Below are 23,835 nucleotides of genomic sequence, written 5' to 3'. Positions count from 1 at the left end.
AAATGGTGATTTGTAGGTTTTGCTGCTCATTAGGAAATGCGATCGCTAAAATACTGACGATACAAATTGCAACTCATCATCACCTCATTCCCCACTAATTTTACTAACCCCAATTTGCTTAACCAGTAGCCTTGCTTTGGTTCAAGGCGTACCTTGTCAGTTGCCGTCACTACGGTTTTAAGCGCTTGCAAAGACTCTTGATGACGTTGCAGTATCTCCCAATACCGCCGCAAATAATTAGCATAAATTCCTGCTTCCGTGGGGGCAGTTTGTAACAATGCTTCTAATGTCATATGAGAATCCCTTTGCAGAGATTCACAAGCTTGCCTGACTAAAAAAGGATGTCCCCCTACCAACGTCATTAACTGGTTTACCTTTGCCATCTCCCAATCTAATCCATATTTTTGGGCTAAAGCTTCCACTTCTTGGGGTGTAAACTCTGGTAACTCTATCGGCACTCCTACATTAAAAGGTGACTCATTGATATTTAGCTGAATATAATTTTCTGTAGAGTGAACAATGACTAACCTCAGTCGTTTCCAAATTGGTATGGTTCTTGCAGTTTCGTGCCATGCTCGTAATAGCACCAAGAATTCTTTTCCTACCACTTGATGGTTAAATAACCGTTCTACCTCATCTATACAGATAACTAAGGGGCTTTCTGCCTGGGGCAATAAATACCGCTGAAAATAGCCAAAGCAATTCATTTTACTAGTAGATATTTTCTCATTCCAGTATTTATCTAGGCAGTTCGGCAATCCTAACAGTTCCCCCACGCTAATGCAAAACCACCGCAAAAAGCTATTTAGGTTACTCAAATCTTCTTGTTCTGCGTAACCCAGATTTAAGCAGACTGCGCGGTGTCCTTCTTGTCTAAGTTTGTTCACCACCCTAGTCATCAGGAAGGTTTTCCCCATCAACCCCGGTGCTTTTATCCGCAGCAGCGCACCAGGTTGAGATAATGTCTGATAACACACTGCTTCAATTGATTGACGTTCCACATAAATGAAGTCTTCTACCTCTGGCTCATCTGCATACGGCTCCAACCTTGCCTCTATATCATTGCTTATGCGATCAGTAGCGGCTATAGCTTTCCAATCCTGTCCCAACCTGTCACAAATCTCTATAAAATTCAGATAATCTACGGCATAACCGTTGAGAAACTTTCTAACAGTGTCACGAGACATCCGTAAATGTTCCGCCAAATCTTTTTGGCGCGGATAACCTTGACGTTGGACGGCAGCTTTCACTTTGGTGATATATTCTTGACCAACTTTAAGTGAGCGTGGCATTGGAGTTAGAGTAGTAATTATGCTGAATCATATTATGATTTCTCAGATACCCCTAAAAATCAGTAATAAGTCAGTCACCAGTCAGTAACCACCAACACCTCCCTGTGTCTCCTCGATAGGGCATAGGGCGATCGCTCTTTTTCCACAGCAACAACAAACAGCGATCGGACGCGCAGCGCAGTGCCCAAAGTGCGATCGCCTTTGGCGGGCGCTCTGCGCCATCGCACTTCTGCTACGGTAACAACAGGAAGCGAAGTTTGATAACCCATATCTTGCTTTTTTTGTCAATGCGTAAGTTCTAGATACAGCACTTTTCACATGATTAGACCACAAATCTTCGGGTACTGACATCTTGCACCAAAATAAATGATGTTATTTACTTACTAAGTATTAAGCGCCAAGTGCTTTATTTGCGATCAAAAGCTCATAATCTAATGTAACTTTATTTCAGTGCTTTTTACTTAATCATGGTTTATACGGAGAGGTGCAAGATCTGAGGGTGGGCATTTTCTATCCGAAACTGCATAAGTTAATTTTGCCTACATCTATGAACTTATTAGATACGGAAGCAAAGCTCATTCATGCTTAACTTCCGTAGTCTCAAAGTTGGCATTCTACATAGAGAAGGCTATGCAATTTCTGAAACAACGATTTGAGCGTTGAATCATATGCAGTCCAACCCACTTAATTTTTTAATATTGATAACTATCATGAAACACAATTTTCATAAGGTTTTAAAGTTATTTGTTTTGTTCATTCCCGTGACAATTTTATTAAACAGTTGTGGTCGTGATTTTAAATCTGTTGAAGATTTTGTTACAAAGCATCAGGTTGACATTAAAAAATCTTCTGATTTGCTAGCACAGGATATTTATGACTCTTGTTTAAGAAGAGTTAACTATATTATTTTAACTGCTTCCAATGGTATAGAAACGCGTGAGAATACATTACAAGGATGTAACTCTGACAATAAACCCAATATCAGTAGAGTGAAAAGTGCTAATAGTGTGTTACTTGATTACATGAAACAACTAGGTCAAGTTGCCAGTGGAAAGACTGTTTCTTTCGATGAGAATATCAGTGAGCTTCAAACAGCACTTACAAATTTAAAGGTTGGAACTTTTACACTTCCTAAAACTACTGTACAAGCTGGAACCAATTTATTCCAGATTTTTGTCAATGCTTTGTCTAAAGAAAAAAGAGGAAGAGCCCTTAAAAAAGCGATATTATGTGCTGATAATTCTTTACAAATTTACATTAAAGGAAATTCCAGCTTAAAAGATAATGAGGAGCAAAATGGCGGGTTAATCAACATAGCTCAAGAAGGTTATATTGATGGAATTGTCGAGATAGAAAAAACACAAATTAACGGCTATTATGAAACATATTTTGCAACGCTAAGAACATCTAAGGAGCCACAGATACCTGTAGCCTTAGAAGTCGAAAAAGATTACAACGAAGCAATGAAAATAGTTCAAGAGAAAAAAGATAATGCTCAAAACTATATTGATGTACTTAAAGCAACTGCAAAAGCTCATTCTGAACTAAAAGATGTTTTTCAAGGTACAGGAAAAGATGCTATTAGTACGGAGGAAATAAAGCAATTATGCCAACCTGTTTTAGCAGAAAGAGAAAATGATTTAGAAAAAAACAATCTGTCTACTAAATTGGATTTAAAAGAAAGTGAGATGATAAAAGCTCAAGAAATTTTGAGTGAATATTCTCAAACAGTAAAATCTTTGCATAAAAATAGAACTCTTTGAATCTAGGAGATTTACCAATGGCTAATGATTTATTGACTAAAAAGGACTTGCTGAGATTGACAAAAGTCATCATCAATTTAGTGAAAGTATCTACAAAACAAAGAATAGATTTGTTGGAGGAAGGTTTAATAAACAACAATCAAAACGCGTTTATTTTTAATGAGGAGGTAAAGCTTTTAAATGAAGCAAATAAAGCTGCAAATCAGGCAATTGAGGAAATAGCTACTGATATTAAACAAAGCGAAGCTGCAAAAGTTTTAGAGAAAACAATAAACGATTTACAAGCAGCCATCGATGAATTAAAAAAGTTTAATACATTTATTGGCATTTTTGGAAAGTTAATTAGTGTGTTTTCTAGAATCAGCCAAGTTGTAGCTGCTGGCGGAGGGGCAGTTGCTGTAATTAGCTCTTTGGTTAACGAGTTAACAGAATTAGCGAATTCTGTCGGATCTCGAGGTGGTGAAGATAGTGATTCCATACCAGGCACAATATAGAGGTTGTGTAACGCATTCCCCACGCATAGAATGCGGGGGCTTTTAGCAGCCCTGTACGGTAGCGGCTTGGTTCCTGTGCAGGTTCCGAAACACAAATGCCGAGCCTCCAGGCGTGGTACTTTCGCAGAGGGTGTACTCACCCCCACGCCCCTGAAACACATTGGATTACCGTCTGAAGCAAGCAATATGTTTCTACCCCTAGCCGAGACAACTCGCCGTCTCTTGCCTACTAGAGAGCCGTTCCTGTCGGGTCAACAGTGCGTTTCCTATTTCGGCATATACTTATTGTCGCAGATTTTTCGTATTGTGTTCGGTGGATATGGGACGGGGATTAAAATCCCCTACGGGCTTCCTCCCCATGAATAGAATTCAGGGGCTTCCGCCCTCCGATTTTCGGTGACAAAAAATGACTGACGACGTAAATAAAAACCCTGTTAGTGCTAATTTACCTGATTAAGCTTTGCCCCAAGAGAATATTTACGATTGAGTAACCGTTACTTGCTCGATACTAACTGATGTTGGTAGTTACTCTTGTGGGCGATCGCTTGGTAGACGGCAATGCTGTTTGAGTAACAGATGGATGTGCGCGGGTTATGGTACAATACCGTTCAGTTAAGGATTTTTTGTGATAGCGTATCCCTCACAGAACGCTTTGCGACGAGCGCGTCGCATGAATCTGCCATAGATTTTACAAGTGTAGAGACGTTCCATGGAACGTCTCTACACTTGTTGTGATTTTTGCAAATTGTCTTATCGGCAACGGTGTTGGGTTATGGTAACGGAAGCTAATCTACTAGACCTCTCCAAAAAACAATGTAGAGACGTGCCATGGCACCTCTGGTACAAGGGTTGTAGACAACGCACAATTCATTTCTGGAGATGTCTACTGTACCAAGTATATAGTTATTTTTCTTACTAAATAATCACAGGAATATTACGCAATTTTTCCAACACCTTAGCTGCTTCCTCACGCACCCAAGAATCCTGATCTTGCAGCAGCGCCAGTAGCCCTTGCAGCACTGGCTCTGAGGCATTACCTAACTTGCCCAACGCCTCGGCAGCGCAAAGACGCACATAGGAATCCTGATCTTGCAGCAGCGCCAGTAGTCCTTGCAACACTGGCTCTGAGGCATTACCTAATTTGCCCAAGGTAGAGGCGGCAATGGCACGTACCTCAGAATCCTCATCTTTCAAAGCTCTCAGGAGAGTAGGAGCTGCAAATTTAGCTGCTGCACCAATCTTGCCTAATTCTTCCGCAGCACGTCGCCTATCTTCTACCTCTGGAACAAACAGATCATCCGTTAAGCGTCGAATGCGTCGCTTCAGTTGTTCTTGTTTTAGGGCTTCGAGATCCACTCCTGCGAGTTTGCCCAGTTCCTCTGCGACAAAACCGGGTACTTTGGCTTGTGAGCCTTTGGAGAGACAGCAGTCTCTCACTGCTAGCAAAAAACCTTTAATTTCTTCCTGTGGTTTGCTTTCTGCTTGTGCCAGAAACTCCCGCCAGGATGTCTCGTTTTCGCGGTAACTGTCTACCAGATATAGCCCAGCCAAATACTCAGCTAACGGATCGAGAGCAAAGCTGATTGTGTCTTTATTGTATCCAGACTTGATTAGAAGGAGCTTTCCCTCAAAATACTGAAGGCGCGCATCAGCTTTAATTTCCCCCAAGGCTTTAACCACTGCCTCACGCTCTACATAGCTTGGTTTATATTCCCGTTCCAGGCATTTCCAAGCAATCACCTTGGCATCGTCTTTGACTGTGGGATATTCTTGCCCGATGACTCTTTCTGCCTGACGGTTGAGCTTTTCTAGGTGATCAAGCATCAGATCTGGAATGTTGTCAAGCGAGCGAGCAGATGCTGATATATTCTCTTTAGCGTTAATCATCCGCTCCGCATATAATTTAGCCAGCAAAACTGTAATCGTTTTCTTGTCACCCACGATGCGTTGAAGTTTGGCACACTCTTGCAACAACTCCCCTGGCTCGTCCTCGTTCTCAAATAAATGCCACTTTTTGAGCTGCTTGAGGTAATTCTTGATAAAGGAAACCAACTCCTCTCCATCGAAGCGGAGAGTCTCAATCTTGGTGTCAATTCCTTTGAAATTTTCCTCGATTCGCGAGGTAATTACCAAAGCATTAGCGGGAAAGTCTCGGAAAGCGGGTTTAATCTTGTTACGGGTGTGTGTACTCATCTCTGAGAGATGATCCACAATTACCAGTATCCGGCGCTGTCGGAGAAGTTGTTCGAGTAATTCATCAGAAATCAGTTGTTCGTTGTCGCAAGCATCCTGGATCTCTCCAGCAATTGCTTCCATCAAAGGCTTCTTGCCTTCCCCAAGATCGGAGTCAAGTTCTTGCTCAATCAGGATTGGTAACATCTTGTGTTCTGTCAGGCGTTTGGACTGTTCATCTTCCATTGCCCATTTAGCAATCTGACAAGCAAGGGCTGTTTTACCCGAACCTCCCTCTCCCCAAATCAGCAGTCGCACTCGCTTTTGTTTAAAAGTTTTCCTCAAGGTTTCTGCAGTCAGTTCCTTAATCTCCTCAGTGTCTAATCGCACTGGTATGGAAACGTAATACTTGCGTTCAGCAACTGTCTCATTCTTGACAAAGTTCAGGGCGAAAGTGTCAATGTGTTTCTTCACCCAAAAATCCAGCACCCTGGGTCGATATTTCAGCCAAAGCAACACAGGAAGTGGTAGTTTGAATTCTGGGATGATTCCTAACTTAGGCAGCTTCAATTCCCCAGGTAGCCACAGCAACCAAAGCGGACGCAACCAGAGAACTCCCAGGTACACAACCACGACTTCCCCAAGCATTACCCCCAGGACAATCAAAGACAGATCCTGCATTTTCTGTTGCTCAGATTTTTTCCCTTCCTCCTGCTTTTTCTTCTGAGTCGGTGGATTTGTCTTTTTTGCTGACTCTGGTTGACTCGGTTGGAGTGGAGACTGCGCTGCTGTTTGAGCGTATACCAGACTATTGTCCTGCTTAGATGCCTGCGCCCAATTATGACTTGTCAACAGCAGGGGAAATGAAACTCCCAAGAGGGCGACTTTCAGCAATGCTAAGAAAGGTTGTCTAGGATACTTGGTCATGAATTAGACTGAGCAAAGAAGAAGATAGCAACGAGAAGTTGTGCTTATTTTAGCGTTTGAAAGATGTCGGCGTCGGTGATTCTTCGCTCTAATCTTTGAAAGGAGCCCTAACTTACAATACGACCAAGAGACTATTGCTCTTTGTCCATTGTGATAATTGATAGCGTTCTGCCCTATTTTGTTCTCATTTTAGACAAATTTTTGACAAAATTCTGATTTTATGCTGTGACTAAATATTTGCTACAAAATCACAATGGTTATTTTTGCGATTGACTTTGCCACTACCCCGAATAGCGATCGCTATGCGCGGACACTGCGCTGCTTTGTGATGGTGCGGATCGCACGCCACGCAGTCTAGTACATTTTGGTTGGTTAAAAAATATTTAAGGATTTATTAAGTAATAGTTATCACATAGCTATTTTGTCGTATTAGTAAATTAAGTACGGTATTCTTACAAAATTACCGTATATATTTGCCTTGAGTAAGTACAGCAAAAACGTTGTGTTTATTAATGGAAAAAATAATAACTACTACAGACTGCGTATAGGAGGAGTGTAGTGAGCAGGCATCTAACCCTTAATATCGATTGGATGGCGGTTCTTTTTTCAGCTTTGCGGAGAATTAGACAGCGATATCAGCAACTATCAAAAGGTAGATTTAAGCTGAGATTTTTTAAAAGTTTTATACCTCTATTTTTTGTAGGCGTCAGCTTGAGTGTCGTGCTTGCTGCTAACGCCGCAAGTAGTAGCAATGTTTCAAGCACGACTTATTCTGGAAAGAGCGGCAATCTTATCGCTCAACAGAACAATATTGAACTGAACCTTGTTTCCTTCTCCGTCACCAAAGCTGCCCATGACAAGATTATTCCCAAATTTGTAGAAAAATGGAAAAAAGAGCGTAACCAAAATGTCACCTTTAAGCAGAGTTATGGCGCTTCTAGTGCTCAAGCTCTTGGGGTGGTTGAGGGAGGACTAGAAGCTGATGTAGTACATCTATCCCTTGCTCCAGATATTCAAAAGATTGAGCGAGCAGGATTGATTCAACCAGGTTGGGAGAAAGAGTTTTCTAACAACAGTATCGTTAGCAAGTCTGTAGCCGCAATTGTCACCCGTCAGGGCAATCCCAAAGGCATCAAAACATGGACAGACTTAACAAAAAATGGAGTCAGTGTGATTACGCCGAACCCCATAACCTCTGGAAGCGCACGCTGGAACTTCTTAGCGTTATGGAATGCAGCAATTAAAGCCGGAGGAGACGAGTCAAAGGCATTAGAATTTGTCACTAATGTCTTTAAAAACGTTCCTATTTTGCCTGAAAGTGCCCGTGAGGCAACCGATACCTTTTTCAAGGGGGGCAAAGGAGATGCTCTGATCACTTACGAAAATGAAGTGTTGTTGAAAGCTGTAAGTGGCGAAAAACCTCCATACGTTGTTCCTGATGTCAATTTCTCGATTGACAACCCAGTTGCTATTGTTGATAAAAATGTAGACAAGCACGGCACCCGCGAAGTGGCACAAGCGTTTATTCAGTATTTGTACACTCGGGAAGCTCAACAAATCTTTGCTCAAACTGGTTACCGACCAATTGATTCGAGTGTAGCGCAAGCAAAAGAGTTTGTTGATAAATACCCTCAAGTCAAAATCGCAACAGCTAATGATTATGGCGGTTGGGCTACGATTGGGCAAAAGTTTTTTAGTGATAACGCCATTTTTGCCAAGATTCTGCGTACCGTCAATACAGCTAAGAAAGGTTAGATCCCTAAAGTAAGTATTCAACCGCTAATCGAGGACAAGGAGACTAATACCAATTTAATGTGAAGCTGCACTAAATAAATAACCTCCATTCTTGGCGCTCTTGGCGACGCCAGTCGCCTGCTGTCGGGAAACCCTCCTGCAGCGCTGGCTCGTCTTGGCGGTAGCCTGCGGCACGCCGCTGCGCGTCTACGTTTTTTAATATTCTATGCATCTTCATAAAGAATTGGTATAAGGAACCAAAAGCTATAACTTTGGTTCCTGCACAAGACTCAATAAACGTTTGTGCAAGTTGCGCGGAATCACATTCACTGATATCTACTTAAAAATATAAAATTTTACGAGCTTTAAGGCTTGTCAAAATCAACTTGAATGCTCCCAATCGCTCAGTAGCTCAGGCTCCTGCTGTTTTGTCTGACGTGGGCGTAAAGGTGCTTGAGGAGTACCAATATTCGTGGGACGAAAAGACTTTTGTTTTTTCTTAGCGGATTTGTTTTCCTGTTTCTTGGAGTCCATTTCTACAGTAGTCATGGCATTCACCTCTATGTTGTCGTTTCGACGTGTGTGATTCTTGAGGCATCGATAAATCTGCAATCATTGCCTGTACCTTCATCTATATGCCCAAATCTCTATTTAGATCATCACTTTATGAGCAGTAATTTCCGGAAAAAGAAAAAAACAACAAAGACAGACTCCCAAAGCTGCGCACAGAGTCTGTCCAATGACCTGATATTTCATTAAGTGACACTATAACAAAGGTTACTTTTAGGCTCGCCCGGTTGCAACGATCACATGAAATGGCGATCGCCCAGCCGTAGCACTGGCACCTTTGCGATCGCCCATCAATTATCGCACCTGCTGCAAGTCACACCTCAATTCACGGGACTCCTGCCGAATCCTCCCTGAACAAGCAGCTTCTTGCAACCTCATGAAAGCATCTAAATCTTCCAACTCGTACTTTTTCTTCAGAAGATTTCGTAATTGTTCTTCCGCTGCAATGCTCAGATATCCAGTTGTTATAGCCTCTTGAACGAGGTCACGGATTAACATCATAACCGGAAAAATCTATGTGGTTCTGTCGAATACAACTTCTTCATGAGAAATTTCGGGCTCTGTTATCAATCTTTACAATAACTTGATTTATCACGTTTTGTCATTCTCCCAGAGAATAGTGAAGTTGCCTAAAATTATCACTATGTATAAATTTCCAGAAGATTTTTACTGGGGTGCTGCGACTGCTGCGTATCAAATTGAAGGAGCATACCGAGAAGGTGGACGCAAACCCAGTGTCTGGGATACCTTCAGCGCTACTCGGGGAAAGGTTCTCAACGGTGATACGGGTGCTGTAGCCTGCGACCATTATCATCGCTACAAAGCCGATGTGCAGCTTATGGCAGAATTGGGCATCAAACACTATCGCTTTAGTATCGCATGGACTCGCATCATTCCTGATGGTCGTGGCGCAGTCAATGAAGAAGGCATTGATTTCTACAAACGATTGGTAGATTGCTTACAACAGTACGGCATCACTCCGCACGCAACCTTATTTCACTGGGATAGCCCCCAAGCACTAGAAGACTTATACGGTTCTTGGCAAAGTCGGCAGATGGCATACGATTACGCTGATTATGTCACGGCAGTTGTAAAGCGGTTAGGCGATCGCATCACTCATTGGATGACTCTCAACGAAATTCCCTGTTTCACTCACATGAGTTATAACGAAAAGCAGCAACCACCCCACGCCCCAGGGACGCAACTTAGGAGTCGAAAGGAAGTTTGGCAAACTTCTCACCATGCTTTACTTGCTCATGGCTTGGGGTGTCAAGCTATCCGTGCGGCTTCACCCGTTCCGTGTAAAGTTGCTTTGGTAGATAACATCGCCGTTACAGTTCCCATCAATGAATCCCCTGCCAATATTGCAGCAGCAAAAAGCGCCTTTCACACCTGTGGACAAAATGGCGGCATTATCTTCCCAGCCCTCACTGGTACCTACAGTCCAGTAATGCTGGCAAAGTTGAAAGAAGATGCCCCAAGTATAAAACCTGGTGACTTAGAAATCATTCACCAACCCCTCGACTCCCTTGGTCTTAACATCTACACTGGCACTTATGTTCGTGCTGCTAATAATGAAGATGGTTACGAATTCCTCAACCTTCCCAAAGGCTACCCGCAAATGCATATGCCCTGGCTAAATATCTTACCTGAAAGTATTTATTGGGGCATTCGTCATATTAGCGAAACGCTGGGGCGCAATGACTTACCAGTGTACATTACTGAAAATGGCTGTGCGGCACAAGATGAAGTGAATTCTACTGGTGAAGTCATTGACACTGACCGAATTATGTACTTACGCCAGCACCTAAAGTCAGCTCATCAAGCCATCAGTGAAGGGTATCCTTTAAAAGGGTATTTCTTGTGGAGTTTCATGGATAACTTTGAGTGGGCGTGGGGATACTCCCGACGCTTTGGGATTGTTTATGTGGACTACAAAACACAAAAACGCATCCCAAAAGCCAGCTTTGAATGGTACGCAGAATGTATCCGTCAGAACCGAGTCGTTTAACAATCGGACTTACGCAGAAGAGATCCCCCAACCCCCTTAAAAAGGGGGCTTTTAAGATTCCCCCCTTTTTAAGGGGAGCCAGTGCGTTGCGGGGGTTCCCCCCGTTGAAGCAACTGGCGTGGGCTAGGGGGGATCGAGGTTTTGGGTTTTCAGTGCGTAAGTCCTGAACAAAAAGTACTCCGCAGCTAGTAGTTCATGTCATTAGTTTTGATGGTTTGTAGAATTTGTAGAGACGTTGCATGCAACGTCTCTACGAGATTTATCCCTCAGCATAGGCGATTATCCTTTAGGCGAATCGCTCTGGTAAAAAGTCCTCTGTTACACTTGTAATAACTGCAATACACGTATGACAAAAGCCATGCTTACTGTCAGACTAGACGAAGAAACAGAACGCTAACTAGCTGATATCTTGGCTCACGAGAAAACAGACAAGAGTGAGTTGATCCGACGCTTGATTGCTGAGCGCTGGCTTAACTTGCAAGCAGGTAGAACTTTGGTTGATAGGCGGGGTGGACACCCTCAACACCTCTTGCAAGATGCACCGACAGACTTATCTGAACGAGCAAACCGCAAAAAGGCGATGCTCCAACGGAGCCACGCCTTGCGCATACGCACACTCCTCCCAAGCTGACTCCTGACTCCTGACTACTTCTTGATCATTACTACCATTAAGCGATCGCTAAATATCTCACTTTCCGCCTGCAAATCACCCCTCCAATAATCGCTGCACAGAAACCGTAATTTCTGGAAATGCCAAAGGGCTAATTTCTCCATCTGTCAAAGTGAGTTCACAGCGATAATCGCCCTCGACTTGTTCACGAAATATTTTGACTTGTCGATGTTTTAAGTCTACAATCCAATATTCCTTAATTGCCGCAGCAGCATAAGTCTTGCGTTTAGCATCCAAATCCTTACTCAAACTGCTGTTAGCGTACTCAATCAGCCAAAAAATGTTTTCCGGGTAAGGATGACGGGTTCGATATTCAACTCGGCGCGGTTCAACAACAGCCAAATCAGGTTCTGGCTCAGAACTGCTTTCGGGGAGAGTAATAGGTTTGGCATCTCGCACCAGGGCTTGCTGACCGAGCAGTTCGCGCAGGTAGTCAGCAGCATCAGTGCTAAGTTGGGCATGTTCTGGCCCCTCTGGTGCCATATTGATAATTTCCCCGTTCAATAGCTCGACGTGACGACCTACTAAAAGACCGACTGAAATCATGCGATGATAGTCTTCTAGGCTCCATTTAGCGGTGGTCACTGTCATGGTGGTGAGTCTTCTTCTTTGAGAGCAGTTTCTCTAATTTTCGCATATTTACCAAGTCGCGCCCAGCCCAACGTCGATTCGCAGACTCAATGAAATTTTTTCAACGGAATAATCAGGCTTTTGGCTCATATTGGAGCGCGAAAGTTGTGTAGATTCTAGTCGAGGAGATATATATAAAAATATGAGAATTCTCACCAAACGACCGCCTACACATCCAGAAATTATCAGGGACGGTTTGTGCAGGGAATGGGGCTACTAGATACAGGAGCTTCTGTCAATGTATTGCCTTATGATATAGGTCTGCAACTGGGCGCAGTCTGGGAGCAACAAACCGTATCGCTAAGGTTAGCAGGCAATCTAGCTCCTATTGAAGCACGTGGGTTGATTGTGGAAGCGACGGTAGGGCAATTTCCAAGTGTTGACTTAGCTGTTGCTTGGGCGCAAACGAATGATATACCCTTACTATTGGGGCAGATGAACTTTTTTCGAGAGTTTGATGTTTGCTTTTACCGTTCTCAGTTGGTGTTTGAAGTGCGTCCAAAATTTGCATGATACTGGTCGCGTTTAAAATTGAATAATTAAGCCTCGTATCTCAATTGCTCAAGAGAAACGATAACATGACTGAAACTGCGGAAAAACTCAAGCGCTTCTAGAATGAGAACTCAGCACGTAGTATTTTATCTATTGTTTATTCGTCATCATTCAAAATCGATTCTAAGATTTCAGGCGTTAATCCTCGCTCTTGTGCTTCAAGGCTAGCTTTATCCATCGTGTTTCTCAGACGGGCGATAGCTTCGCTGCTGCGCTGCGCGCAGATCGCCTCTTGTCTATCAGTAGTAAATTGAGACTGCATAATTGCCGCAATCTTGAGTTGCAATTGTTCACGCTCTTCTTCAGAGGCATTACGGTATGCCTGTGCTACCTCAGACGGCACTTTGATGGTAATTTCTTCTTTAGTAATCATGGTCTGTTCGCTTCCATAATTTCTCATCTTTAATCATGTTACTTCCTGTTACAAACAACCGAATTAGCTATACACTTTTGTTCAGTTGACATTTACTTCAGTTCAAAAACGAACTGAGGCAATTTATTATGTGGAACTATTGTTCGCTTAAGTTTAACGCTAACATTTTTTTGTCCAAAATCCAATAAGATTGAATCAATTTGAAATCATGCAACTTGATAAACAAGGAGGAAAATTGATGCACGCTGATTTAATTAAAGCAACTTGTGAAGAGATTATACGCCTGATTAAGAATCAGAATGCTCTTCTAGATGAGTTATTGGAAACGCCTGACTTGCTCAAAGAAAGTAGTGAGGATGAACAACAAAGAACCGACATCCCCACAGTGAAAGAATGGCAAAAGACTATTAATGACGAAGCACAAAAGGTTAACGAGCTAGAAATGGTTTTGGCAGTAGTAGGCACCATGAAAGCCGGTAAATCAACTACCATTAATGCCATTGTCGGCTCAGAGATATTACCCACTCGTAATCATCCAATGACTTCCTTGCCAACATTAATTAGGCATGAAATAGGGAAAAAAGAACCTGTTTTATATTTCCCTAAATATCAGCCTATTGAAGAAATGGTTCATAAGATAAAGGAAAAGTTGTCTTCTTTGGAAAAGAGTAACAACTTAGAGTCAGTAGAACTGTATAAAGACACAGATGGAAAAGAACTAATTCAAAGCATTCTTGAGGGAAACTTTCATCAGTTTCAAGACCGCTATGAGCGGCAAGAGAACATATTCAATTTTTTAAAGTTTCTTAATGATTTGATGCGGTTAGCTATAGACTCCAGTATTCTGGTTCACTTTCCCATTGAAGAGTATGAAAATATATATGATTTACCGATTATTGAAGTAGAGTTTTACCATTTAGCTAATGTAACGCCACTAACCATAGGAAAGTTTGCTGTATTAGATACACCTGGTCCTAATGAACTGATACTGGGTGAAAAGTTACGCGAGGTACTAAGAAAACAAATAGCAAAAGCATCAGCAGTATTAGCAGTTGTGGATTACGGTCAATTAAAATCTGAAGCGGAAGGTCAAATTCGTAAAGAACTACTAAGCCAGATTGAGCAGACTGGAGACCACTTGTTTATTCTCGTCAATCAGTTTGATCGAAGAGATCGTAACGGCATGACATTTGAGGAAGTAAAACGTTATGCTGCGGAAATTTTCTTGCAAGGGCGAATTACACAGGAGCGAGTGTATCCGGTATCTGCTCTTCATGCTTACCTCTCTAATCGTGCCCTAAACGAGATTAAGGGAAATGGATGCTTACCAGATTATCGAAATAAAGAAAATCTTTGGGTGGAAGATTTTGCTCGACTGGTTTTGGGTGTTAACTGGGAAGACAATATTCAGGATATAGATAAAGTTCGTCTTAATACAGAAAAGCTACTTAAGGGCAGCAACTTTGACCAACCTATCAACAAAGTAATTTTAAAAGCAGCAAATACAGCTGCATTGATTAGTATGCAATCTGCTACTCGCAAAATGTCTCATTATGGAAAGAAACTGGAGGATTTTCTAGAGTTACACCGTGTTACTTTGACTAAAACTGTAGACTATATTTCTCAACTGATACATGGTTTGGCACAAGATATAGAAGAAGTTAAAAATGCTGAAACTAAAGCGGATGAAGCGTTAAAACAGTTGATAAATGAGTTTTTAGAAGCTGTTCCAGAAGAGTATGAAAAGGTGAAGCAGAAGTTGAAAACAGCTTTGGAAGATTACTTTAAGGAGGGTAAAAAACAAGAAAAGCAGGAACTAGATCAAAAAGAACAAGAAATACTTGAAGGTATGAAAAAACAACGCAGGATAAGACCTTTTAGCTTATTGACAAGCATATTTGAGAAAATAGAAAATATGCAACCAAGATATCGTAATGATGTGCAAACATATCCTCTATTTAATCCTAATAATCCAAAAATTCAATTCGAGTCTGAAACAGAAAGAAAGGAGTTTTTAGACAAATTAAATCAAACGATTAAAACTATTATTTTTGATTGTGATATTGAACTACAATTAGCACTAATAAATTTATCAAATAGTCTTGAACAAACAATTCATCAAACAATTACAGATGGAGTGGGAAAAATACTAGACAATGCAAAAAAACGATTACAAGATGAGGGGTTTGCACTGCAATTTGTTGTGCCAGAGTTAGATATTGAACGTAATGATATTGATTTTACTGGACTTTTGCTATCAAGCATACAAACCCCTAGTGAAACAATATTACGACCTGAATCTAGAGAGGTTCAACATTGGCTGGGTCATGTATTGCGATTTTTTGGTGGTCTTTTCGCTCAGACTGATTGGGGATACGAGACTTATGAATACCCTGAAAAAGTATATAAGTTCTTTGTTGATATGGAACGTATAAAGAAAGAAGTACTTACCAGTTTTGATAGTAGTATTCAAAAATTAAACACAAACAACACAGATTTATTTGATAAAACACTCAAGCCTCTATTAGACGACTATTTCAATGATTTAAAAGATTATCTTGAAAAATTCCGAGGAGACTTGAAAGATAGTATTAACAATCATAACCTGGATGCCAAAAAGTACGAAGAGCTAAAGCAACGAATTATTGAATTGAAAGGACGGGCAGAACTGCACAAACAAGATGTTCAATGCATCGAGCAGAACTTGCAATGATATGAGAGAATTTAATCAGAATGATGGAGACAACCCAATTACACTGGATGAATTGCGAAAGCTACATCCTCAGTTAACAGAAAAAGCAATAGTTGATTATGTCAACGGTCTTGAAGTTCTTGATGACCATTTGCGATTCCGTGACCAAACTAACGATAAGTTCTTAACAAGAATCTGGGATAACATCACTGGTAGGACAGCACAACGTCAACAAATCATTGACCGTAGTATCACTACTAACATTAAAATAGTTTCTATTTGGCTAGAGGATATTCAACTCTATCAAGCTAAAAGTGACATAGCTACTGCTCACTTGGCACGTAAGTTAAAAGAAACCCGTCAAGGTGTGATGCTCTTACAAGAGCAACACAAAAAGCAAGCAGAAAATGTGCAAAAGATTAAACAACGCCTTGAACAATTTGAAATTCAAGTTGATAAGCGTTGGACTAAATTAGAGTCTGAAGTTCAATACCTCTCAGCTAAAGCTCATTTGGATCAGGTATCTACCAAATGGCAAGCAAGACAGTTGAAGAAATATCCACCGCTAGCAGGACTCTATTTAATGATAGATGAACTTTACTGGGGTAACTTTGGGATCTACTGCCGAAAAGAATTTGGAACAAGCGAAGTGCATCAACTGATGGAACAGTTAGGTGATAAAGCTTTAATTCTGATGAAAACGGATTTAAAAGGTGATGTTTCTCAGTTAATGTTTCCAGAAGAATGGTTATCTCCCATTCAAAATTTACCTGAAGAATCGCGTGAAGCACTTAGCTATTTGAGCAATTGGGCAGATTCACAAAATGCTCCTGTTACTTGGGCGATTAAAAATGCTGCCTTACTTGAATCTGGATTTCCTGATGATTTTCCTCGTGTTTTTTCGGGAGAATACGCAATTAACCATTTAATGTATGAAAACAAAAAACGAATACAGCGCAATAATGACTACTAAACCTTATCGAGTAGGCTTGGTTTTATCTGGCGGTGGTGCTAGAGGTGCATATCATGTAGGTGTGATTAAATACCTAGCTGACATGAACATTTCAATTGATGCCGTTGCTGGTGCTAGTATTGGTGCTTTAAATGGTGCAGTTGTAGCAGCAGAACCCAATCTCAAGATAGCATCAACACATTTACAAGAAATTTGGAACTCACTTGCTGCTAATAGTCCTATCAAGATTAACAGTACAGAAACAATTAACTACATTGGTCGGATATTGCTTGGTCAAGTTGCTCCACTAACAGATGAAACAAGTAATGCATTATCAACTGTAGCCAATCTTCAGACTCTATTTTTAGAAAACATAGGTTTGGGGGACGAAAGTCCTATCCATAAGTTGTTAGACAAGTATTTAGACTTAGAAAAACTCCACAAAGGTTTACCTTTATATGTTTCCGTATATCGAAGTCAAGGTAGCTTAAATGATTTATTTTCTGCAATTCTAGCGTCAGTAAACTTAATTAATACTAAACATTCTGAATTTTTACATATTCAATCCCTGAAGCGAACTCAACAACCCATAGCCATTCTTGCTTCAGCTGCTATTCCCCTGCTATTTAAGGCTAAACAGATTGAGGTTAATGAAACTAACTATTTCTATTCGGATGGTGGTCAAGGAGGTATAAAAAATGTCCAGGGCAATACTCCCATTACTCCATTGCTTGAATTAGCAAATTGTACCCATGTTATTGTCAATCATCTAAGTGATGGCAGTTTATGGGATCGTAATGCTTTTTCAAAGGCTTTTCCAAACACCATTCCTTTAGAAATTCGTCCAGGAAGAGTTATAAAACGTCAAGGTTTTGCAAAAGATTTAATAGGCTTTGATGCCAATAATATTCAATCTTGGATTGAACAAGGTTATGAAGATACTCAACGTTGTTGTGAAAGCGTTGCTCGTGCTCTCCATTTTCATGAAAGAGCAAATCAAGCTAGAAAGCAACGAGATGAGGCAATAGATGAATTAGACAATGATAATTTTCATATTGACTAAACCTAACAGGCGTTGCAAAGGGCATTTTACGAAAACGCCTTTTGTATACGATGTTTACATTTTGTATACAGCTAGATTTACCACTCCCGCACAACACGAATAAACAACACTGACTTCCAACACACTTTCCCTAACCAGCTTCTCAACCCCCAGGGCAAACGCATCTTATTTTTATAATGCTTGCTGGATAAAGGTTTTAGCCATTATTTAGTTTTGTTTCTAAAATATCAAACCCTTGCTGGACATGGCTTACGGAATTTAGATGCCTTTGCCCTGGACCCAAGCTAAGTTCTGATTTGTGACTTCTGATCGAAGAAAGTACTCAGAACTCCGCAGCGCTTCGACTCAGCATTGAACTGAGTTCTGTGTTCTGACAACTGAGTTCTTCTTAATCCTTGATGAACTACCAGCCCTTACTTCGTTGAAGGGCTGGTTTCTACATCCAGCCCAGTAAGGGTTGATTTCTGACGCTTCGCGCGTCCCAGTTGCTTCATACTTCCAGCTTTTTTGCTGGTGGATGAAGTAGAGCTAAGGACATCAGCGTCTTCGAGGCTTGTTCCAAACCCCGGTAGAGTTCCTTTTGACCAGTAGAGCATCACTTCGGCAGCCGCAATATCCCTATCCTGAACATACCCGCAGACGCCGCACTCATGAACGCGTACATCCAGAGTCTTTTTGTGCTGGTGTCCGCATTTAGGACAGGTTTGACTTGGCTTTACTTTCTTGGTTGGGACTTCGATAAATACACCGCCAATTTGCTCTACCTTGTATTTGATGGTGCTACGGAGCATTCCAAACCCAACATCAAGTATTGACTTGTTTAACCCAGTCTTCTGTTTTTTGCGCTTACCTTTCTTCGCTTTACTAGTCATGTTCTTGACTTCCAGCTTTTCGGTAGCAACGAAGCTATTACCGCTTACTATTTCTGCTGCTACCTGATGTACCCAATTCTGCCTCCGGTTAGCAACTTGACGAGCTAGCTTGCTAACTTTTGACTGGGCTTTCTTCCATCTTCTAGAAGCCTTAACTTTCTTCTTTCTGTTTGGTGCTTGTTTACGTCGTTTCTCCTTAGATGCTCGCTTTATCTTGCGTTCAGCGTTCCGTAGGAACTTAGGAGCATCAATTGAGTAATGATTTTCTCCATCAGTAATAGACAGTGCTGACTTACAACCCAGGTCAATACCAATTGCACCAACTGGTAAAACATTACTGTTTAAAACCTGCTCCAAGACATCAACAGTTATGGATGCGTACCACTTCCCGTTGCGGTAAACAATGGTGCAAGTAGTAGGTTTCCCCCAATACTTAGCCTTTCCGCGCATCTGAATACGCCCAATCTTAGACAGATTGAGGTATCCATTCTCGCCGTTGGACTCCACTTTGAACCCCGCAGAATCAGGATAAGTCCATCCTGAATAATGCCGAATTGATTTGAATCTGGGGCGTTTACCCAATCCTTTGAACCAACGTTCAAAAGCAAAATCTACTCGTTTTAAAGTAGCTTGCAACGCATGGGAACCTACTTCTTTGTACTCAGTCCACACCTCTTTGAAAGCTGGTAAACTGTTCTGTTGCTCAAAATAATCAACTTTGTGGTTGAACTTTTGATACTGAACAAATCTGTTATTAACAGCAGCGTTGAACAAGTCCTTATGCAATTTCCGGTGATACCGCAAGGACTGCTCTATCTGCTTATTTGGGTATAACCGAAAAGTCATTCGTCTCGTCGCCACTACTTGTTTTTACCTCGTTTATGCTAGTCTATCTGTATTTACAGTAAGACTAACACGGATTCCGGAAATATGGCTAGAATTGCTAGAACAAATAAAATCATTGTGCGGTTGACAGACAAAGAAAAAGAAAGACTAGAGAATTACGCGGTTGCTCTAGGTGTGTCCATGTCTGAGGTCATTCAAGACTACATAAAGTCTCTCCCCGATACCAAGATTGGTAATTCCTCGACCATCCTCCGCCCTGTCAAACCTACGGTTTAATTCGGTTGAGGATGTTCTCGTCATTACCCGCTCTTATACCTACCACGCTTTGTACGTTGAGGGTGGGGACTGCCGCGAACCGTTCAACAGAAATGGGTTTCCTGCAAGAAATTAAGAATCGCTGCATTCACCGCTTCTGAAGCACCTGTGGACGCATCATGATGGCAGTTAGGCAGAATTTGTAATTTAGCATCGGGAAGGCGCTGACGCAATTTTTCCCCATCGCTAGAAGGAAACCAACTATCGTGTTCGCCCCATAAAATCAGGGTAGGACATGTTATGGCACCGAGATTATTCTGAATTTTACTAATTAGATTTGGTTTATCTGTTTGCAAGTGTTCAATTTCCCGCGCTGCTATTTGTAACTCTTCCGCCACCTTCGTAAGAGTCCCAGGAATTTCAGTGTAAGGGTAAGTTATCCAGTAAACATCATCCTGCGTCAGTATTGATGGATCGTATAAGACTCCACGCCTTTCTATTGCCATAATTTCTCTCACCAGTGGTGCAAATAGGTGCGCTAGACGAGAGGAGTCAATTGCCTGCACGATTTCTAAAGGTAGCTGAGAAAGCAACCACATTCCCCAATGAGGTAACTGTTGAGGAAAAATAGGTACATTTACCAGCACAAGCCGCGCTATTAACTGGGGATTTGCTTCGGCAAGACCAAGGGCAATTAATGCGCCTAAAGATTCTGCCACAAGAACCACGGGTTCATCACATAAGGAAAGAATGACTCTTTCTAACTCAATAATTTGATGACCACTCTGTTCTCTGCGAAACACAGCTTTTTCGGAAAAGCCGTAACCTTTAGCATCAAAACAAATAACCCGAAAATGCTCAGAGAGTGGCTGGACGCTGTGACGCCAATTGTAGCTCCAGCTGCCAACACCATGTAAGAGAAATAGGGGTTTACCTGTTCCTTTTTCACCGTAAGCGATTTTTACAGGATACCCATTAGCATCGGTAATTACGAGACTTTGCCGACCTTCGGGGAAAGTCTCTTGCCACCAGTCTTTCATTAATTTTGTCGTCACTTATCTAACCGCCAGTTAACACTCCCAGCAGCGTTCCAAGCAGCGTTCCAAGCAGTTTCATGAGTATCACGGCAAATGCGACTAATCCAATGGCGACAATGAACAATACAGTCATAATCGCAAATACAAACCACTTGTCTGCCCTCTTCCTCTGGCTGGGAGACTTTAAATGATCTTCCAGTAGCTTGATATTATACTCGTTAGCTTTCCAGCCGACATCAAACAAGTCCCCTGCTATGGGTATTGCGCCTACTACGGCATCAATAATGATATTCACTACCATTCTGCTCAAAGTAGATGCTGGCGCACCTAACCGGGCAGATTCTAGGACAATGTATGCCGAAAGCATAACTCCTAAAAAATCACCGCCGACAGGTATAAGTCCCAAAATTGGATCTAGACCAATACTAATCTGTGTTCCCGGAACGGTAATGACTCTATCCAGTAAGCGGCTGAGCTGACGCAGTCTTCTTAAAGTCGGTGCTTTGGCATCAAGTTCCATTGTGGGATAATGAGGGGGAAATTCAGACATTAGCGCGTTTGCGTTTGAGTTGTTAAACGCCTAAATATTCTACTCTTATGCAGGGAAAGTGAATGGTTTACCTCTGGTATATGTAACAAGATGTACTAATTTTTTGCTATAAACTATGTTTTCAGGTTTTGCGGGTGAAAAATCGTATCAGCTTTTATGACTCAAGAATTAACTTCCCAGTGGTTGGCAGAAATTAAAGCACTCAAACAGCAGATAGCGGAACTTCAAACAGAACATGATGCAGGGTGGCAAAGTGCCGAAAAATGGCGGAAACTCTACAACACAGAAGCAGAACAACGCCGTACAGATGCTCAGATGGCGCAGCAGACGATCGCGTCCTTAAAAGCACAAATACACCAAATCCAAGGTATTGAGGCAGCACAACTAGATGATCCCACAGCCACAACAGCCATTCAACAAGAAGTCGAACAACTCCAATCTGTGGAGGAATTGAAAGCCAGACTGATTGCGGTAATGAAAGAACGCGATCGCCTGCTACAAGCTTTGAAAACAGAGCAAGACAACCACTCCCAAACGCGCAAAAGCTTAACCACCGCCTTAGGTGATGCTATAGATGGTTTAACTAAGGAAAGAGGTAGTACATAAGCAGGGGAGCAGTGGAGCAGGGGAGCAGGGGAGCAGGGGAGAAATTAGTCTCTTATCTTCCTCATCTCCTTTCTCCTCCCCACTCAGCACTTTTAAAATCCCATCGCCTCTGCGACTGCCAATAATTCTGGCGCAATGCCCTGTTTAAATTGACTTTGACTGTGTTTGATGGCTGTATCTGGGTCTTTTAAACCGTTGCCGGTGAGGACACATACCACAGTCGCGCCTGTGGGAACTTGGTCTTTCACCTGCAACAAACCGGCAACGGAAGCGGCGCTGGCGGGTTCGCAGAAAATCCCTTCTTCTGAAGCCAAAAGCCGATAAGCATCCAGAATTTCCGCATCGGTGACGGCGTGGAAACTGCCCATACTTGCTTGTTGGGCGGCAACGGCTTTTTGCCAGCTGGCAGGGTTGCCAATGCGAATTGCTGTGGCTATGGTTTCTGGATGTGCCACTGGCTGACCATTCACGAGGGGAGCTGCACCTGCTGCTTGGAATCCCATCATCTTAGGTAGGCGATCGCACTTTCTGGCTTGATGGTATTGACAAAATCCCATCCAATATGCTGTGATATTTCCCGCATTACCCACTGGGATGCACAGCCAGTCTGGAGCATCGCCCATGACATCAACAATTTCAAACGCCCCTGTTTTTTGCCCTTCTAGGCGGTAAGGATTGACGGAATTTACCAAAGTAATCGGATAACTTTCTGCCATTTCGCGCACAATTTCCAGCGCTTGGTCAAAGTTACCTTTGATTGCCAGGACTTCTGCCCCATACAGCAGCGCCTGTGCCAACTTGCCCAACGCCACATAGCCATCAGGTATGATCACAAAGGCACGCATTCCCCCACGCCGAGCGTAAGCCGCTGCTGCTGCTGAGGTGTTGCCCGTACTGGCACAAATGACCGCCTTTGCCCCAGCTTCCTTTGCCTTAGAAATTGCTAATGTCATTCCTCGGTCTTTAAAGCTACCAGTGGGGTTTAGACCATCGTATTTGACGAAGACACGCACTTGTCTGCCAATGCGTTCTGCAATTGAGGGAACAGGTATTAAAGGTGTATTGCCCTCCTGCAGTGTGACAACTGGTGTTGTTTCGTTGACAGGTAAGTATTCGCGATATTGTTCTATCAGTCCAAGCCAGGGTTGGCGATGAGATTTAGCAGCAGACAGGCTCAAAGTCACGGTATTTAAAAGCTCTTAGCTCCAATTGAAAACAGCATCTGGTATATATTTTGCACTCCAAGTGCCGCAGACGCGCAATATTTTATCAATAAGTTACCTCATCTCCCTCATCTCCCTCATCTCCCTCATCTCCCTCATCTCCCTCATCTCCCTCATCCCCCCTTTCACGCCTAGTTCAGGTGTTTAGTTGGGAACAAAACTATTACATATGCTGTCTCCTAGTACACAACCTGAGACATATTTCATTTGTGGTAGAAAAGTTTATAATTTTTTAATGATTCTTAAAACTTGGCTACTATAATATCTCTAGTGGTGTGAGTTAAGTTCTGGATAGATATGGCAATGTCTACATCTAGTGTTTCTGAATCTAGTGTTTCTGAAAATGAGTCCCGGGCTATCTGGGCAAACAAGTTGAACAAATGTTATTACCAAGCCGAGCAGTTAGATAAGTTTATGCATCTACAGGCAGAGGTTGATTGCTTGCTACAGCAACTGCAAAGTATGAAAAGGCAAAACCTATCTGCTACACACAAGGAGGAATAAGTCGCCAATATATTAGCGATACTTATTTAAAGTTAGTCATGAAGCGC

24 protein-coding genes are annotated in these 23,835 nt (G+C 42.1%); 12 read left to right on the top strand and 12 right to left on the bottom strand.

All coding sequences use genetic code 11. From position 1 onward, the window contains the following. Positions 1-29 precede the first annotated feature (29 nt). Positions 30-1,292, bottom strand: coding sequence for an AAA-like domain-containing protein (locus tag AACT52_RS17530; protein ID WP_073632686.1), 1,263 nt, complete (start codon positions 1,290-1,292; stop codon positions 30-32). A 74-nt stretch (positions 1,293-1,366) separates the two neighbouring features. Further along, on the bottom strand, positions 1,367-1,561 hold the full coding sequence (locus AACT52_RS17525) for a hypothetical protein (protein ID WP_073632684.1): 195 nt from the start codon (positions 1,559-1,561) through the stop codon (positions 1,367-1,369). 441 nt (positions 1,562-2,002) lie between these two features. On the opposite strand from AACT52_RS17525, the gene AACT52_RS17520 reads away from it, so the two are divergent. After that, positions 2,003-3,055: a hypothetical protein gene (locus AACT52_RS17520; protein ID WP_143172821.1), complete on the top strand. Its 1,053-nt coding sequence runs from the start codon at positions 2,003-2,005 to the stop codon at positions 3,053-3,055. A 17-nt stretch (positions 3,056-3,072) separates the two neighbouring features. Then, complete coding sequence (locus AACT52_RS17515; protein ID WP_073632680.1) at positions 3,073-3,549, top strand: hypothetical protein; 477 nt, start codon at positions 3,073-3,075, stop codon at positions 3,547-3,549. A gap of 915 nt (positions 3,550-4,464) precedes the next feature. Here AACT52_RS17515 and AACT52_RS17510 read toward each other — a convergent pair. Then, complete coding sequence (locus tag AACT52_RS17510; protein WP_073632678.1) at positions 4,465-6,648, bottom strand: HEAT repeat domain-containing protein; 2,184 nt, start codon at positions 6,646-6,648, stop codon at positions 4,465-4,467. 591 nt (positions 6,649-7,239) lie between these two features. Here AACT52_RS17510 and AACT52_RS17505 point away from each other — a divergent pair. Beyond that, on the top strand, positions 7,240-8,403 hold the full coding sequence (locus AACT52_RS17505; RefSeq protein WP_073632676.1) for a sulfate ABC transporter substrate-binding protein: 1,164 nt from the start codon (positions 7,240-7,242) through the stop codon (positions 8,401-8,403). Between the two features lie 70 nt (positions 8,404-8,473). Here the strand turns inward: AACT52_RS17505 and AACT52_RS17500 are convergent, their stop codons facing one another. From AACT52_RS17500 to AACT52_RS17490, 3 genes are all read right to left on the bottom strand, one after another. Beyond that, positions 8,474-8,614 (bottom strand): hypothetical protein, encoded by a 141-nt coding sequence (locus tag AACT52_RS17500; RefSeq protein ID WP_158054678.1) that lies wholly within the window; start codon positions 8,612-8,614, stop codon positions 8,474-8,476. A 149-nt stretch (positions 8,615-8,763) separates the two neighbouring features. Then, positions 8,764-8,931, bottom strand: a complete 168-nt coding sequence (locus AACT52_RS17495) for a hypothetical protein (protein WP_198940950.1) — start codon at positions 8,929-8,931, stop codon at positions 8,764-8,766. 315 nt (positions 8,932-9,246) lie between these two features. Then, on the bottom strand, positions 9,247-9,453 hold the full coding sequence (locus AACT52_RS17490; RefSeq protein ID WP_073632674.1) for a hypothetical protein: 207 nt from the start codon (positions 9,451-9,453) through the stop codon (positions 9,247-9,249). A gap of 142 nt (positions 9,454-9,595) precedes the next feature. On the opposite strand from AACT52_RS17490, the gene AACT52_RS17485 reads away from it, so the two are divergent. Together AACT52_RS17485 and AACT52_RS17480 are read left to right on the top strand one after the other, a co-directional pair. Beyond that, positions 9,596-10,963, top strand: a complete 1,368-nt coding sequence (locus AACT52_RS17485; RefSeq protein ID WP_073632672.1) for a GH1 family beta-glucosidase — start codon at positions 9,596-9,598, stop codon at positions 10,961-10,963. A 409-nt stretch (positions 10,964-11,372) separates the two neighbouring features. Then, a complete protein-coding gene (locus tag AACT52_RS17480; protein WP_233153981.1) occupies positions 11,373-11,594 on the top strand; it encodes a hypothetical protein in 222 nt (73 codons plus the stop codon). Positions 11,595-11,669: 75 nt separating this feature from the next. Here AACT52_RS17480 and AACT52_RS17475 read toward each other — a convergent pair whose 3' ends face one another. Then, complete coding sequence (locus AACT52_RS17475) at positions 11,670-12,224, bottom strand: Uma2 family endonuclease (protein ID WP_073632670.1); 555 nt, start codon at positions 12,222-12,224, stop codon at positions 11,670-11,672. Positions 12,225-12,470: 246 nt separating this feature from the next. Here AACT52_RS17475 and AACT52_RS17470 point away from each other — a divergent pair, with 246 nt between their 5' ends. Beyond that, on the top strand, positions 12,471-12,776 hold the full coding sequence (locus tag AACT52_RS17470; RefSeq protein WP_073632668.1) for an aspartyl protease family protein: 306 nt from the start codon (positions 12,471-12,473) through the stop codon (positions 12,774-12,776). Between the two features lie 136 nt (positions 12,777-12,912). On the opposite strand, the gene AACT52_RS17465 is transcribed toward AACT52_RS17470, so the two are convergent. Next, on the bottom strand, positions 12,913-13,215 hold the full coding sequence (locus tag AACT52_RS17465) for a hypothetical protein (RefSeq protein ID WP_073632666.1): 303 nt from the start codon (positions 13,213-13,215) through the stop codon (positions 12,913-12,915). A gap of 181 nt (positions 13,216-13,396) precedes the next feature. On the opposite strand from AACT52_RS17465, the gene AACT52_RS17460 reads away from it, so the two are divergent. From AACT52_RS17460 to AACT52_RS17450, 3 genes are read left to right on the top strand one after another with little or no spacing between them, the layout of a single operon-like run. Then, complete coding sequence (locus AACT52_RS17460) at positions 13,397-15,901, top strand: dynamin family protein (RefSeq protein WP_073632664.1); 2,505 nt, start codon at positions 13,397-13,399, stop codon at positions 15,899-15,901. A gap of 1 nt (position 15,902) precedes the next feature. Then, complete coding sequence (locus AACT52_RS17455) at positions 15,903-16,853, top strand: diguanylate cyclase regulator RdcB family protein (protein WP_073632662.1); 951 nt, start codon at positions 15,903-15,905, stop codon at positions 16,851-16,853. Further along, positions 16,813-17,895, top strand: a complete 1,083-nt coding sequence (locus tag AACT52_RS17450) for a patatin-like phospholipase family protein (RefSeq protein WP_083630398.1) — start codon at positions 16,813-16,815, stop codon at positions 17,893-17,895. The genes AACT52_RS17455 and AACT52_RS17450 overlap by 41 nt, the downstream gene beginning before the upstream one ends. 413 nt (positions 17,896-18,308) lie before the next feature. On the opposite strand, the gene AACT52_RS17445 is transcribed toward AACT52_RS17450, so the two are convergent. Beyond that, positions 18,309-19,613, bottom strand: a complete 1,305-nt coding sequence (locus AACT52_RS17445) for an RNA-guided endonuclease InsQ/TnpB family protein (RefSeq protein WP_073632658.1) — start codon at positions 19,611-19,613, stop codon at positions 18,309-18,311. Between the two features lie 84 nt (positions 19,614-19,697). On the opposite strand from AACT52_RS17445, the gene AACT52_RS17440 reads away from it, so the two are divergent. Next, positions 19,698-19,889 carry a ribbon-helix-helix protein, CopG family gene (locus AACT52_RS17440; RefSeq protein ID WP_073632655.1) on the top strand — a complete coding sequence of 64 codons (192 nt, stop codon included), beginning with the start codon at positions 19,698-19,700 and terminating at the stop codon, positions 19,887-19,889. An 83-nt stretch (positions 19,890-19,972) separates the two neighbouring features. On the opposite strand, the gene AACT52_RS17435 is transcribed toward AACT52_RS17440, so the two are convergent. Next, the gene (locus AACT52_RS17435) at positions 19,973-20,908 is read right to left on the bottom strand and encodes an alpha/beta fold hydrolase (protein WP_073632653.1); all 936 of its coding nucleotides are present in this window, start codon (positions 20,906-20,908) and stop codon (positions 19,973-19,975) included. Positions 20,909-20,927: 19 nt separating this feature from the next. Continuing rightward, the gene (locus AACT52_RS17430; RefSeq protein ID WP_073632651.1) at positions 20,928-21,455 is read right to left on the bottom strand and encodes a DUF4112 domain-containing protein; all 528 of its coding nucleotides are present in this window, start codon (positions 21,453-21,455) and stop codon (positions 20,928-20,930) included. Positions 21,456-21,611: 156 nt separating this feature from the next. On the opposite strand from AACT52_RS17430, the gene AACT52_RS17425 reads away from it, so the two are divergent. Then, positions 21,612-22,061 (top strand): hypothetical protein, encoded by a 450-nt coding sequence (locus tag AACT52_RS17425; RefSeq protein WP_073632649.1) that lies wholly within the window; start codon positions 21,612-21,614, stop codon positions 22,059-22,061. A 92-nt stretch (positions 22,062-22,153) separates the two neighbouring features. Here AACT52_RS17425 and thrC read toward each other — a convergent pair whose 3' ends face one another. After that, entirely contained in the window at positions 22,154-23,245 is a 1,092-nt protein-coding gene (gene thrC, locus AACT52_RS17420) for a threonine synthase (RefSeq protein ID WP_073632647.1), read from the bottom strand. A 336-nt stretch (positions 23,246-23,581) separates the two neighbouring features. Between thrC and AACT52_RS17415 the strand changes: the two genes are divergently transcribed. Further along, positions 23,582-23,788, top strand: coding sequence for a hypothetical protein (locus AACT52_RS17415; RefSeq protein ID WP_233153980.1), 207 nt, complete (start codon positions 23,582-23,584; stop codon positions 23,786-23,788). The last annotated feature ends 47 nt before the right edge of the window (positions 23,789-23,835 follow it).

The organism is Scytonema sp. HK-05 (genome assembly GCF_963872035.1).
Classification (GTDB): Bacteria; Cyanobacteriota; Cyanobacteriia; order Cyanobacteriales; family Nostocaceae; genus Kalymmatonema.
The sequence above is the reverse complement of the archived record's forward strand: the minus strand, read 5'-3'. Positions and strand labels throughout refer to the sequence as shown.

Excerpts from the sequence above, each read along its gene's own strand:
- AACT52_RS17530 (WP_073632686.1), bottom strand. The coding sequence starts at position 1,292 with ATGCCACGCTCACTTAAAGTTGGTCAAGAATATATCACCAAAGTGAAA.
- AACT52_RS17525 (WP_073632684.1), bottom strand. The coding sequence starts at position 1,561 with ATGGGTTATCAAACTTCGCTTCCTGTTGTTACCGTAGCAGAAGTGCGA.
- AACT52_RS17520 (WP_143172821.1), top strand. The coding sequence starts at position 2,003 with ATGAAACACAATTTTCATAAGGTTTTAAAGTTATTTGTTTTGTTCATT.
- AACT52_RS17515 (WP_073632680.1), top strand. The coding sequence starts at position 3,073 with ATGGCTAATGATTTATTGACTAAAAAGGACTTGCTGAGATTGACAAAA.
- AACT52_RS17510 (WP_073632678.1), bottom strand. The coding sequence starts at position 6,648 with ATGACCAAGTATCCTAGACAACCTTTCTTAGCATTGCTGAAAGTCGCC.
- AACT52_RS17505 (WP_073632676.1), top strand. The coding sequence starts at position 7,240 with ATGGCGGTTCTTTTTTCAGCTTTGCGGAGAATTAGACAGCGATATCAG.
- AACT52_RS17500 (WP_158054678.1), bottom strand. The coding sequence starts at position 8,614 with ATGCATAGAATATTAAAAAACGTAGACGCGCAGCGGCGTGCCGCAGGC.
- AACT52_RS17495 (WP_198940950.1), bottom strand. The coding sequence starts at position 8,931 with ATGACTACTGTAGAAATGGACTCCAAGAAACAGGAAAACAAATCCGCT.
- AACT52_RS17490 (WP_073632674.1), bottom strand. The coding sequence starts at position 9,453 with ATGATGTTAATCCGTGACCTCGTTCAAGAGGCTATAACAACTGGATAT.
- AACT52_RS17485 (WP_073632672.1), top strand. The coding sequence starts at position 9,596 with ATGTATAAATTTCCAGAAGATTTTTACTGGGGTGCTGCGACTGCTGCG.
- AACT52_RS17475 (WP_073632670.1), bottom strand. The coding sequence starts at position 12,224 with ATGACAGTGACCACCGCTAAATGGAGCCTAGAAGACTATCATCGCATG.
- AACT52_RS17470 (WP_073632668.1), top strand. The coding sequence starts at position 12,471 with ATGGGGCTACTAGATACAGGAGCTTCTGTCAATGTATTGCCTTATGAT.
- AACT52_RS17465 (WP_073632666.1), bottom strand. The coding sequence starts at position 13,215 with ATGAGAAATTATGGAAGCGAACAGACCATGATTACTAAAGAAGAAATT.
- AACT52_RS17460 (WP_073632664.1), top strand. The coding sequence starts at position 13,397 with ATGCAACTTGATAAACAAGGAGGAAAATTGATGCACGCTGATTTAATT.
- AACT52_RS17455 (WP_073632662.1), top strand. The coding sequence starts at position 15,903 with ATGAGAGAATTTAATCAGAATGATGGAGACAACCCAATTACACTGGAT.
- AACT52_RS17450 (WP_083630398.1), top strand. The coding sequence starts at position 16,813 with ATGAAAACAAAAAACGAATACAGCGCAATAATGACTACTAAACCTTAT.
- AACT52_RS17445 (WP_073632658.1), bottom strand. The coding sequence starts at position 19,613 with ATGACTTTTCGGTTATACCCAAATAAGCAGATAGAGCAGTCCTTGCGG.
- AACT52_RS17440 (WP_073632655.1), top strand. The coding sequence starts at position 19,698 with ATGGCTAGAATTGCTAGAACAAATAAAATCATTGTGCGGTTGACAGAC.
- AACT52_RS17435 (WP_073632653.1), bottom strand. The coding sequence starts at position 20,908 with ATGAAAGACTGGTGGCAAGAGACTTTCCCCGAAGGTCGGCAAAGTCTC.
- AACT52_RS17430 (WP_073632651.1), bottom strand. The coding sequence starts at position 21,455 with ATGTCTGAATTTCCCCCTCATTATCCCACAATGGAACTTGATGCCAAA.
- AACT52_RS17425 (WP_073632649.1), top strand. The coding sequence starts at position 21,612 with ATGACTCAAGAATTAACTTCCCAGTGGTTGGCAGAAATTAAAGCACTC.
- AACT52_RS17415 (WP_233153980.1), top strand. The coding sequence starts at position 23,582 with ATGGCAATGTCTACATCTAGTGTTTCTGAATCTAGTGTTTCTGAAAAT.